Raw genomic sequence first — 12,886 nt, forward strand, 5'->3', positions numbered from 1 at the left:
GAAACTTAACTTAACGTTAAGTTTTTTTTATGAAAAAAAAGCTTCTAGTTGCCTAGAAGCTAAATTTTATTCTAATTCAAAAACACCTGTAAATAACTGGTAATAAACACCCTTTTGCTCAATTAGAGTATCATGATCACCTCGTTCAATAATCTTACCATCTTCTAAGATAATAATTGCTTTTGAGTTTTTAATTGTAGATAATCTATGGGCAATTACAAATACTGTTCTGCCTTTCATTAGTTTATCCATTCCATCTTGAATTAATTTTTCTGTGTATGTATCAATTGATGAAGTAGCCTCATCTAATATTAAAACAGGTGGATTGGATATTGCTGCACGTGCAATTGAAAGTAATTGTCTTTGTCCTTGTGATAGATTTGCTCCATCATCAGTAATTATAGTATCATATCCATCTTTAAGTTTTAAAATAAACTCATGTGCATTAGCAAGTTTTGCTGCTTCTATTACTTCATCCATTGTGGCATCAAGTTTGCCATACTTAATATTTTCTTTAACACTTGTGTGGAATAGATGTGTATCTTGTAATACGATACCAAGTGATTTTCTTAAAGAAGATTTTTTAATATTTTTAATATCAATTCCATCAAACAGGATGGAACCCTTATTTATTTCATAAAAACGGTTTATTAAGTTGGTTATTGTTGTTTTTCCTGCACCTGTTGATCCAACAAAGGCAATCTTTTGACCTGGTTTGGCATAAAGCGAAATATCTTTTAATATTAATCTTGATTCATCATATCCAAAATCAACATCCTTAAATACAACATCACCCTTTAATAAAGTAAGGGTATCGTTATCTTTCCATGCCCATTGGTTACTATTTTCCTCTGACTCAATTAAGTTATTTTCTTCATCTATTAAAACATTAACTAATGTAACATGTCCATTATCAACTTCTTTTTCTAAGTCCATTACTTCAAAAATTCTACTTGCTCCAGCAAGTGCCATTTGAACAAAGTTTAGTTGTTGACCCATTTGGTTTACTGGTCCAGTAAACTGACGAGTAAATAATAAATATGTTACAAGTGCTGGAATTGTAAGTAGTCCTTTTGAAACTAATATACCACCTAATACTGCTGCAATTGAAAAACTTAAATACCCCATATTAACAGTAATTGGTATTAACATTCCACTTCTAGATGTGGAGTGGATATTCTTGCTGCATTTGTTACATTTCTATTTAGTTCACTAAAACCTTTAATATTTTCTTCCTCATGTCTAAATACTTTAACAACTTTTTGACCTTCAATCATTTCTTCAATATAACCATTAAGTTTACCAACATTTACTTGTTGAGCTTTAAAAAATGGTCTAGTTCCTCTTGAAATGAGTCTTGTTATAATTATTAATATACCACTGAATATAATTGTAAATATTGATAAAATCCATGATGTGAGTAACATTGCAAGTAAATATGCAAACATCATCAGAATTGATGTTGCTAGCTGTGGTAAACTTTGAGAGATCATTTGACGGGTTGCATCAACGTCATTAGTGTATCTACTCATTAAATCACCATGTTTATTTGTATCAAAATAATTAAGTGGTAAATCTAACATATGTTCAAATAGATTACCTCTAATATAAAGTAGACTATCTTGTCCAACATCAACCATAATTCTTAAATGAACATAAGTAAATGAAATACTTATTATATAAAAGACTATCATTGTGGTAATTAGTTTAATGACTCCTGCAAAACTTGGATTAGTTATCCCTGATATTCTAACCGCTTCTTCTAGAATATTTTGAATTGTACTTACTGCTTTAACATTAGCAAGTGTTCCTACAATCATAAATATTGCTACAAGTAAAAGCTTAAATCCATTTTCTTTAATAACAATACTAAGTAGTCTTTTAAAAGTTCCTTTTTTGGCTTGTATTTTCTTATTCATTATTGTTCCACCTCTTTAGACTTGCTTTGAGTATCATATATTGTTTTATACATCAAGTTTTTTTCGTATAATTCCTGATGGGTACCAATTGCACTAATTCCATTTTCATCCATGATAATTATAATATTCGCACTTTCAATACTACTTAATCTTTGACTGATTACGACTTTTGTCATATCTGGCGTCTCATTTTTTAATGATTCTCTAATTTTTGCATCAGTTTTTGTATCAACTGCGCTTGTTGAATCATCTAGGATTAGAATTTTAGGATTTGCAATTAAAGCTCTAGCAATAGTTAATCTTTGTCTTTGTCCACCACTAACATTAACTCCACCCTGCTCAATCCAAGTATCTAGATTATCTTTCATTTTAAATACAAAGTCATAAGCTTGAGCTTGTTTAAGTGCTCTAATTATCTCTTCATCAGTTGCATCTTTCTTGCCCCATTTAATATTATCTCTAATTGTCCCACTAAATAAAACATTCTTTTGTAACACTAAAATTACTTCTTTTCTAAGTGTTTCTAATCCGTAATCTTTAACATTGATGCCAGATACATAAACAGAGCCACTAGTTGTATCATATAGTCTTGATAATAACTGAACAAGTGTTGTTTTACCAGTTCCAGTTGACCCAAATATTCCAACAAATGAACCACTTGGTACATCTAAATTAATATTTTTTAAAACATACTTATCATTTGATTGATTGTAACTAAAATTTACATTTTCAAATCTAAATGATCCATCTCTTACTTCATTAACTGGTTCTTGACTTTCAGTTAAGTATGGTCTTTCATCTAAAACTTCATTAATTCTGTTAACTGATGCTCTAGAAATTACAATCATTAAAAATACTTGACTAATCATCATTAAACTAAATAAAATTTGGTTAATATATGTAATAGAATTTGCAAATTGTCCTTCAGTTAAATTGCCTCCAACCATCATTTTTGAAGCAAACCAACCAATTAAAACAAAACTTAATCCAATAGCAAATTGCATTAAAGGACTATTAAAAATAATTATTTTCTCAGCTCTTATTGCAACATCTCTTACATCTTTAGTTGCATTATGAAATCTATTTGCTTCATAATCTTCTCTTACATATGATTTAACCGTTCTAATACCCATTAAATCTTCTTGAATAGTCTGGTTTAAGTTATCTATTTTTGTAAACATTTTAACAAAATGCTTATGTGCTGTTTTCATGATTAAATAAAAACCAACAATTAAGATTGGTATTGTTATTACAAATGTTAAAGCAAGTTTTCCTGCAAATAATAAAATACTTATAATTGAAAAGATAATTAAAGCCGGTGATCTAAATGCAATTCTAATGATCATATTAGTACTTTGTTGAATCATATTAACATCTAATGTCATTCTTGTAATTAAACTAGATGTTTTAAAATTATCAATATTTTCAAATGAATATTCTTGGATTTTTTCAAATTGTGCTTGTCTTAAATTATGACCAAATTCAGTTGAAACTTTTGCTGCTAGCTTTGTTACAAGAATACCAAATATAAGCGCAATAATTGCTGATATAACCATTAATGCACCATAGGTGTATATTAACTTCATATCATTGTTTTTAACACCATCATCAATCAATTTACTCATAAATACTGGTATTAGTATTTCAAAAAACACTTCAATTAAAACAATAATTGGTGTTAGTATTAATTCTTTTTTTACTGTATTAAAATATTTAAATAATTTTCTCATTACTTTCTTCCTCATCAATCCATTTATCTATTTTATCAATTACATTTTTCAATAATTTTGTATCTTTATCACCTAGCATTATATTAAATGATTCTTCTACTTCATTAGTAATTTCCAATGCTTTAATTGCTTGCATTTCACCTTTATTTGTAAGTGATATTTCTTTTTTTCTTTTATCTATCTTGGATTCATTTCTAAGCAGATAATTTTGTAGTACTAGGCCATCAATAATTCCAGTTACTGAACCACCTCTGATTTGAAACTCTTTTTCAATATCTTTTTGATAAATTATTTTATCTTTATTACGGTAGATATATGATAAAACTCTAGCTTGTCCTACATATAGTCCATTTTCTAAGTGTCTTTTATCTAGTAATCTTTTTAATTTATTTGAAGAAATAAATAATTCTTTTATTAAACGATTATTTTTCATAGTACCTCCTTATTGTTAGGCTCCTAACTATTATAGACTATTATTTTAAAAAAGCAAATAAAAATACTCAAAAAAAAGTTATCAAAACTATCTTTGATAACTGTTGTATTTTAAAATTATATTTTTAAAGGTATTATAAGTTTTTTCATAGAGTAAATATACAATAATAAAGTTTGAAAACCCCATAATAATTTGAAACGGAAGATCACTTAGTAAATAGATTTTAAACGGAATTTTCGTAATAAATACGCTTGGTATAGCCATTATTAAACCAAATATCATTGCGTAAAAAAGACTAAATAAACTTAAAAATAAAATGTTATCACTTCTAAATATTGTATTTAATAATAAGGGAATAAATAACCAAGCTATAACAATAAAAATATAATGTGTATATAAAAGCATCCCATTTGGTGATATTAAATTAAAGATAAAACTATATAAAACAATGATTATCGATGTTTCTTTAACTCTTAATACTTTACTGTATAAAATTATTAAAAAGGTTGTAAGTGATACATTAGGAATAAAAGCTAAGGATACTTGTTGAACAATTAAAATTGCAGTCAAATTAACAATTAAAATAAAACTTCTTAATTTACTCATCAAAGTTAATCTCTTCTAGTTTTATTAAATAAATCCCATACGCTTTTAAACTCATATCTCTTGCTCCATACATCGACATTTCAAATTCATCATTATTTTTAATATAGATAGCAAGAAAGTTAGTTTCTAAATTAGATACTAAATCTTGATTGTTTGTCGTTATTTGAATAATCATTCCGTGTTTTTCATATATTTTGAAATTGTTATTTAAAACATCATACAGTGATTCACTTTCATTATATTTTAAAATATATTCTTTTTTACTTTCGCTATTTTCTAAAATAACCGTAATTGATGAACTTCCGATAGTTTTAGCTGGTTTTACTAACAAATATAATACTATCCCAATTATTGCTACTGCAATTACAACTACTATTTTTTTTAAATATTTCAAAAAATCAATCCTCCTATAAAAAAGTAGACATAATGTCTACTTAATATTTAACTTATATATGGTCTATCCTCTTCTTCTTTATCAAGAATTACATCTTTTCTTTCTTCTATTTCTTTTTGTTTTGGCATTTTTTGTTCATTTAATGCTTTTTGGTATAAACGGTATTTACCATACCCACCAGTTCCATCATAAATTAAGTATACACCACCAACTACAGAAATAACTAGTAATAGCCAACCAACCCATTCTGAATCAAAATTCTTATTTGCTACAATTACGGTTGCTAATGGTAATAATGCAAGATGAGCCCAAAATTTAACTTGTTCAGTTTTTTCACCAAGAAAAGTAATTGAATAAAAGAAGATAACTGCTCTCATACTAAAGATAAAAACTAAACTATATTTATAAACGATTTGCCATGTATTACTTAAAGTAACTTCATCATTCATTGATTTTATCCCAATTACTAATAAAATAACTCCAAGTATTGTATCAAGAACTATTTCAATAAGATTTAAAGTTCTAAGAATTTCTTTGTTTAGTGATTTCATTAATGAGTATACTCTAAAAATAGAAAATACAATTACTACGCCACCTGTTACTAAATATACTAATTCAGTATTAAATTTAAAAACAATACCAACAACAATTAGTATTACTGCTAATACCCATTTTAATGCAAAACCATATGAAGGTCTTCCTATTTCAGATTTACTCATATATATCCTCCTATTTACTGTCTTAATTATAACATAATTTTTACTTATAAAACAATTTTTGTAATCCAATCATATTTATCAGGAATTACTGAATAATGAATATTTGTTAATATCTCTTTAAGTTCCAAAGATTTATCATGAGTTAGAAATACTGTTTCTTCGCCAAGATGAGTAATTGAACTTATTGGCGTAATAAGTGCACCAGTTCCACAAGCACTAGCTTCTTTAAATCTTTTTAAGTCATTAATGTATACATCTTCCTCAATAACTTCTAAACTTAAATAATCTCTTGCGATAACTTTCAAAGAATCATTAGTTATTGAAGGAAGAATTGAGTTTGATTTTGGTGTTATATACTTATTATCATATGTAATTCCAAAAAAGTTTGCAGCCCCTACTTCCTCAATTTTGGTATGAGTTAATGGGTCTAAAAAAACTGCATCGTTATATCCTAATGCTTTGACGCTAGATAGTGCATAAAGCGATGATCCATAATTAGGACCAACTTTTACCATACCCGTTCCATTGGGAGCTGCACGGTCATAAAATGTTGTAAGACATCTAGTTTTTGCTAAATTATTGAAATATGCACCTACTGGAGTTACAGTTACTATTAACATATAGTCATTACTTGGACCAACTCCAAGTTTTGGGCCAACCCCAATCATTAATGGTCTAATATATAGAGCTTCACTTTTATTATTCTCTGGAATATATTTTTTATTAGCTTTTACTAATTCTACAATGATTTTAGTAAACTCATCTTCAAAAATTACAGGCATCATCATTCTACTACAACTTTTAATAAATCTTTTTGCATTTTCTTTTACTCTAAATAAATTGATAGACCCATCACTTACTTTATAAGCCTTAAGACCTTCAAAGGCCTGCTGCCCATAATGAAGTGATGTTGACATCACAGAAATATTTATTGTATCTTCGGTACTTAAGTATCCTTCTTGCCATTTATTATCTTTAAATTCTTTTATATAAACATATTCACATTTTTGATAGCTAAAACCATTTGCTTTAATCATATAGTCCTCCTTTTGTTCGAACATCAAAGTAAAACAATTCTATCACATTTTACTATTTAAAAACAAGAAAAACTATAAAGTTTATTATTCGTTAATATAATTGATTAAATTCTTTGAGATAATAATAATTTTTTCATCAACTAAAGTTTTTAAAATATTATCAATTTTCTTTCTAATTTCTATACTAGAGTTAGTATATCCGGAAAACTCTAATATTTTTTTAGTTAGTGCTTCTACCTCAATAATCTTTACTATTTTTAAAATAGCAATAATCCCATCTCTAATTTCAAGGTCATGAATATTTAAGAAATTTCTTCTTGTACTATTTATTGTTGTTTTTCTAAAATAGATAGATTGATTAGGACTTACTATATAGTCATTATCTTTATTAAATAAGTATTCTTTATATATTAATGTATCTAAATCTACAATAAATTTTTTATCTACATATTTACTATATACTTCTCTATCATAATATTTTGGAACAATTTTCTTTAGTTCATCTAAATGGACTGGTTCTAAAGTTTTAATTATAGTTCTAATATCATTTAGAGTATTATTTGTATTGACTTCCTTAATTAAATTATCATAGTTTGGATAGCTTGCGAATGTATCAAGTAATGAAGTATCTTCGTTTACATATTCTAAAATTACTTCTTCGCTAGTATTACTGAGATCTACATGAATAAATCTATTTTCTAATTGATCAACTAGTCTTCTTAATTCAAGTTCTTTATTTCTAAACCAATCTACTGACCAAATTCTATAAATATTCCAGCCTCTACTTTCCAAAACTTCTTTTTTTAAACGCTCTCTCGCTCTAGCATTATCATCTATTTTATAAACCGAACCATCTAGTTCAATTCCCAAAATATATTCATTTTTATTATTTTTATTTTTAACTGCTAAATCAATCTTATAATTTGAAGTTCCTAGATTAAAATCAACTTCATAACCAAGTTTTTCTAACTCAAAACCCACATCATTTGCAAAATTATTAGTATCATCTACGCTTTTTTCTAAATCATTAATTAATCTTGTTTCTGAAATTCGTAAAAACTCTTTTAAGAATTTAACACCTCTTGCATCAGTTTTAGATAAATCAATATCACTTGATCTAATAGAAGATACAACCTTTAAATTTAACTTAGATCTAGTTATTGCTACATTTAATCTTCTATAGCCACCATCTTTGTTTAAAGGCCCAAAATTCATACTAATTTTCTTAGTAACTGGTGCTGGACCATAACCAATGCTAATAATTATAGTATCACGTTCATCACCTTGGACTGTTTCAATATTTTTAACAAAAAATGGTTCTTTTAGATTTGGAGAAAAATATTCATCTAAACTTCTATTTAGTCTTCGCATTTTATCTATTTCATGTTCAATTAGTCTTTGTTGTTGTTCATTAAATGTTACTATACCAATACTTCTATTAAAACCATATGTGTAAAAATGTTCTTTGACTAAATTAGCAACTTTTAAGGCTTCTATCTTATTTCCACTATTTTCATAGATACCATCTAAATAAATAAATTCTAACCCCTCATTTTTACCTGGCTTATTTTTAGCTGGGAAAGTAATTAAATTTTTATATATTTCACTATTTGAAGTATAAATTAATTCTTCAAACTTACTTCTGTAATGCCATTTTAGTGATACTTTATCCATACTTGCCTTAGCTATATTTAAAATACTTTCAAATGAATCAACATCGTTATCATCACTATCAGTTTTATCAATATTTTGGAAGAAATTAGTTGGTGGAAGTTGCTCACTATCACCGACAATGATTGTTTGTTTGGATCTATAAATTGCACCAAGTGCACTTTCGGGTTGAATTTGTGATGCCTCATCAAATATCACAACATCAAACTTATAATCTAAGTTTTTTAAATATGTACTAACTGAAAGTGGTGACATCATTATACATGGTTTTAAGTTTAAGATTAAATTAGGAATATTTTCAAAGAGCTTTCTAACAGGCATTAACTTACGATTTTTTTCAACTTCCCTCAGTAAAATTTTAACTTCATAGTTTAGACTTTCTAAACCACTTACTATTGGTGTGTATTTCTCAATATTTGTTGCTATTTGATGTTTTGCTAAGTCTATTAACCCTTTATCGCTTTTTATAAATTCCTCGCGCTTTTTATCATATATTTCACGTTTAAAATTATTCAATATTTTATCTTCAGATAAATAATTATCGACTAGAAGTAAATATAATCTCTTTAAGTAGATATCTCGTAGTCCACTACTTATGTTTTCTCTTTCTGCAACATCAAAAAATTCATTCAAGAATAGTTTTTTGGATTTATTTATAACATTATTATATTTAATAACTTCAGAAATATTATTAATCTCTTTGTTCATTTTAATTACGGTAACTAAATTTGCCAAATAAGGATTTTTATTTAAGTTTAAATTTGATAAATTAAAGTTTTTTTGCAGATTTTGATAATTTTTATCCAGACTTTCAACAAATTTATTATATTTTTTAATTTCTTTTGTAATAGTTTTTTGGTTTTTAAAATAAATCTCTAAAAACTTATTAATATTATAATCAAAATGTTTGTTTGAAATTAAAAACTCTAACAACTCACTATAGTTTGATAGTTCATTTACAATAGTTTCAAGTTCAATACCTTTTAAGTCTTGATATTTATTTAGTGTGATCTTTTCTTTTATCAAATTATTTTCTAAGGATTTATCATAATATTTCTTAGCATTATTTAGTTCATCTATTATCTCTTGATGCGATAGTTTGTTTTTGTTAATCGCATTATTTAATTCTTTAATCGTTTTTTTATATTTTTTTGAAAATAATCTTTTTATTTTACTATCATAGTCTTTTAAAAATATTAAGTAACTACTAATATCTTTTTCAATCAAGTTAAAACTAATATTACTGTATGATTCTAAAATAAGATTATTCTCAATTAACTGATTAAAACTATTAATATCTTCACTTAAATTTTTAATGTTACTTTTTTTATATGTTCTTAATATATCTCTATCATAAAAACTAAGTTTATCTAAAATCTCAAATAAAATAGAAATTGATTTCAATTGTTCCAAGGTGAATGAATTAGAATTAAAATATATAAAGTGATCATTTGTCAATAAATCTTCTATTTCCTGAGTTATTTTAATGATATCTTTTAAATTTCTTTCTATTTCTTCCTTTTCAAGTTGACTAAGAGATTTCATATTTAAGCCAATAAATGGACTATTATTTATATCGTTTTCAAAAATTTTTAGTGTCAGTTCATACTCATGAATAACATCAATTATTTCTTCTAGAGTATTTTTATTAATATCTCTTATATTAGGAATATAAAATCTAAGGTTCATGCTATCTTGATATTTATAATAGTTTTCAATCATCTCATAGACACTTAGATTAATTTTTCCCTTTTTTTCTAAAAGTGCAATCGCAAAATCATTTAATTCTTTTTCTGATTTTTTGTACTTTGATTTTAATTCTTCCAGGTATTCTTGTGCAACTTTTTTACGCTCTTGTCGTTCGTTGAGTGAATTACTTAACTCTTTGATGATATTTTTTTTATCCAAGTTATTGCTGTGAAGGTTTAATGAGTAATCTTCCAAGTCTATTTTCCTTAAGTTATTGTAAACAACATCTAGAGCTGCTTTTTTCTCAGCAATAAATAAAACTTTCTTACCTCTTGCAATAAGCTCTGTAATAATATTGGTAATTGTTTGACTTTTCCCAGTTCCTGGAGGTCCTTCTAATACAAAGTCGATACCATTTATCGCATAATCAATTGCTACTTGTTGACTTGAATCAGAATCTAATGCTTGATAAAATGTTTGATCTTTGATTTTTAAATTTTTATCTTTTTTGTCATTAAATCCGATATTTACGCCCGCAAGTTTGGATATTGTTTCATTATCAATTAATTTATCATAATTATCTTCAATATCTTTTAACATATTTATCTTTGAAAATTGAAATAAACCAATATTTGCAAAATCATCAATTGAAATATGTTTAATATTTAAATTTCTTGTTAAATAGTTTTTAAAATCATTATAATTTTCATTTAAATCTAGGTCATAATCAATTTCAAAACTTAGATCAAGTTTATAGTTATTATTAATCGATTTAAGTAATGCTTCATTATAAATAAAGTCATTATCAAAAACTCTAAGTTTATAAGGTCCATCAAAATTATCTTGAATAATTTCAACTGGAATTAAAAATAGTGGTGATTTAAGAACCACATCAGAGTCCTTTGATTCTTTCCAGTTGATAAAACCTAAGGCCATATATAAAATATCAATTGCATTTTCTTCATGAAACATTTTTGCTCTAGAGATTAAAGTCTTTAGGGCCAGTCTTTGTCTTTTATCACTTAAATTTGAAAATACATAATCATTTTTTGCAGTAACCTTATGCTTTTTAAGGTACTGATCTATCATAGAAATTAGTTCATCTTTCTGGTATTCATCTTTAATTTTAATATCTAAGTTATTTAACATTTTTTCATCAAATTCAGCAAATTCAATATTAAGTTTTTGAATTGTAACTAAGAAATCATTAAAATTATTAATTATTAGTTCAATTTGTGAATTTTTATAACTAATAAAATTAATAGCTTGATTATTTTTGGTCGTATCTAAGAGTTTATTTTTCCAAATATCAACACTTCTTTTTAACTGATTCATTATTTACCAACCCCTTTATTTTAGTATATTATACACTAAATATATAACTCTTAAAAAAATTTTAATATAATATTTCTTTTAGTTTTAAAATCATTATGGTACAATACTTCTAAAATTAAAGGAGTATTTATGAATCTAGATAAAATAACTAATGATGTAATAAATGATACGAGAAAGTTTGTCGATAAGTTTGATGAAAGATTAGCTGGAACAAATAAAGTATTACTTGCGGCAGATAGCCTATATGAGGAGGCTAATAAATATAGTGACAATGCCTATAAGGAAGATTTTAAAATTAATAAAGGAGCATTTTTAGGTTGGATCAATCTAATTGTAATTTTATACACTTTGGGTGTTTTATTTATTTATCTTAATTTAGCATATATTACGTTAATACTTGCTATAACAAGCTTACTTGTTTTATATTTCCAGTTTATTAGATATATGAAGGTAATAGATTTTTTATTTAAGAAAAAGGTAGCAAGAAACGTTTATGGAGTAATTGAACCTAAAAATGAAGTAAAAAAACAAGTAATTATTAGTGGTCATCATGATAGTGCACCAATTTTTAATTTTTTTGTTCATCAACCAAAATTATATAATTTAAGAGTAACTGGATCTATTTCATTTGTATTTATTGCACTCATTTTAAGTACATTAAATTTATTGATTAAAAATAATTTACTATTTTTAATAACAAAAATTACTTTATCCTTAGGCTTAGTCTTAATTTTACAATTATGGTTTTTTAGAAGCAAAAAGGGAACACCTGGTGCTGGAGATAATATGGCATCAACTATGATTGCATTCAATCTTGGTAAATATTACTATGGTTTGAAAAATACAGATAAAGAACTAAATAATACAAGAATTATTTTTGCTTCATTTGATGCTGAAGAGGAAGGTTTAAGGGGGGCTAGAGCTTTTGTTAATAAACATAAAGAAGAATTATTAAAAACAAAGACTTATTTGTTAAACATCGAATGTCTATACGATGCTGACTCTTTATTTTTCCTAACAAGTGATATTAATAATACGGTTAAGCTTAGTGAAAGTTTAGTAGATAAGTTAATAAAGATTGGAAAAGAACATAATATTAGCTTAGAAAAAAAAGACATTGCTGTCTTAACTGGTGGAACCGATGCTGGTGAATTTGGTAAGATTGGTGTTGAGGCTACTACTATTATGGGAATGCCTTGGACTAATAACAATAGAAATACTGCATATCATACTTTAAATGATACTACCGATAAGGTATCAGTGCCGGCTGTCAAAAACACAATTTTAATTTATAGCAATTTTATAAATGAGTTAGATAAGGAAAATGTATAATCATTTTCCTTTTTAATTATG

Annotated in this window: 8 protein-coding genes and 1 pseudogene; 1 reads left to right on the forward strand and 8 read right to left on the reverse strand. The window is 26.0% G+C overall.

Going from position 1 to position 12,886, the window contains the following annotated elements; all coding sequences use genetic code 11:
* Nucleotides 1-66: 66 nt before the first annotated feature.
* The 8 genes and pseudogenes from T352_RS07395 to T352_RS0101540 form a co-directional block, all read right to left on the reverse strand.
* Nucleotides 67-1,919: pseudogene (locus tag T352_RS07395) on the reverse strand (ABC transporter ATP-binding protein).
* The gene (locus T352_RS0101510; protein WP_084301348.1) at nucleotides 1,919-3,649 is read right to left on the reverse strand and encodes an ABC transporter ATP-binding protein; all 1,731 of its coding nucleotides are present in this window, start codon (nucleotides 3,647-3,649) and stop codon (nucleotides 1,919-1,921) included. The pseudogene T352_RS07395 and the gene T352_RS0101510 overlap by 1 nt, the downstream one beginning before the upstream one ends.
* Complete coding sequence (locus T352_RS0101515) at nucleotides 3,633-4,082, reverse strand: MarR family winged helix-turn-helix transcriptional regulator (protein ID WP_026391464.1); 450 nt, start codon at nucleotides 4,080-4,082, stop codon at nucleotides 3,633-3,635. Before T352_RS0101515 ends, T352_RS0101510 begins: the two co-directional genes overlap by 17 nt.
* 87 nt (nucleotides 4,083-4,169) lie before the next feature.
* Nucleotides 4,170-4,688 carry a hypothetical protein gene (locus T352_RS0101520; protein ID WP_026391465.1) on the reverse strand — a complete coding sequence of 173 codons (519 nt, stop codon included), beginning with the start codon at nucleotides 4,686-4,688 and terminating at the stop codon, nucleotides 4,170-4,172.
* Nucleotides 4,681-5,082: a hypothetical protein gene (locus T352_RS0101525; RefSeq protein WP_026391466.1), complete on the reverse strand. Its 402-nt coding sequence runs from the start codon at nucleotides 5,080-5,082 to the stop codon at nucleotides 4,681-4,683. The genes T352_RS0101520 and T352_RS0101525 overlap by 8 nt, the downstream gene beginning before the upstream one ends.
* Before the next feature lie 47 nt (nucleotides 5,083-5,129).
* A complete protein-coding gene (locus tag T352_RS0101530; RefSeq protein WP_026391467.1) occupies nucleotides 5,130-5,801 on the reverse strand; it encodes a hypothetical protein in 672 nt (223 codons plus the stop codon).
* 44 nt (nucleotides 5,802-5,845) lie between these two features.
* Nucleotides 5,846-6,862, reverse strand: a complete 1,017-nt coding sequence (locus tag T352_RS0101535; RefSeq protein ID WP_026391468.1) for a branched-chain amino acid aminotransferase — start codon at nucleotides 6,860-6,862, stop codon at nucleotides 5,846-5,848.
* A 60-nt stretch (nucleotides 6,863-6,922) separates the two neighbouring features.
* Nucleotides 6,923-11,533, reverse strand: a complete 4,611-nt coding sequence (locus T352_RS0101540) for a DUF4011 domain-containing protein (protein ID WP_026391469.1) — start codon at nucleotides 11,531-11,533, stop codon at nucleotides 6,923-6,925.
* A gap of 129 nt (nucleotides 11,534-11,662) precedes the next feature.
* Here T352_RS0101540 and T352_RS0101545 point away from each other — a divergent pair, with 129 nt between their 5' ends.
* Nucleotides 11,663-12,865, forward strand: coding sequence for a M28 family metallopeptidase (locus tag T352_RS0101545; RefSeq protein ID WP_026391470.1), 1,203 nt, complete (start codon nucleotides 11,663-11,665; stop codon nucleotides 12,863-12,865).
* Nucleotides 12,866-12,886: the final 21 nt, after the last annotated feature.

The sequence above is a fragment of the Haploplasma modicum ATCC 29102 genome (assembly GCF_000687835.1).
In the GTDB taxonomy this organism is placed as follows: domain Bacteria; phylum Bacillota_I; class Bacilli_A; order Acholeplasmatales; family Acholeplasmataceae; genus Haploplasma; species Haploplasma modicum.

What these genes read in the sequence shown, in the direction of transcription:
- T352_RS0101510 (WP_084301348.1), bottom strand. Translation starts at nt 3,649, where the DNA reads ATGAGAAAATTATTTAAATATTTTAATACAGTAAAAAAAGAATTAATA.
- T352_RS0101515 (WP_026391464.1), bottom strand. Translation starts at nt 4,082, where the DNA reads ATGAAAAATAATCGTTTAATAAAAGAATTATTTATTTCTTCAAATAAA.
- T352_RS0101520 (WP_026391465.1), bottom strand. Translation starts at nt 4,688, where the DNA reads ATGAGTAAATTAAGAAGTTTTATTTTAATTGTTAATTTGACTGCAATT.
- T352_RS0101530 (WP_026391467.1), bottom strand. Translation starts at nt 5,801, where the DNA reads ATGAGTAAATCTGAAATAGGAAGACCTTCATATGGTTTTGCATTAAAA.
- T352_RS0101535 (WP_026391468.1), bottom strand. Translation starts at nt 6,862, where the DNA reads ATGTTCGAACAAAAGGAGGACTATATGATTAAAGCAAATGGTTTTAGC.
- T352_RS0101540 (WP_026391469.1), bottom strand. Translation starts at nt 11,533, where the DNA reads ATGAATCAGTTAAAAAGAAGTGTTGATATTTGGAAAAATAAACTCTTA.
- T352_RS0101545 (WP_026391470.1), top strand. Translation starts at nt 11,663, where the DNA reads ATGAATCTAGATAAAATAACTAATGATGTAATAAATGATACGAGAAAG.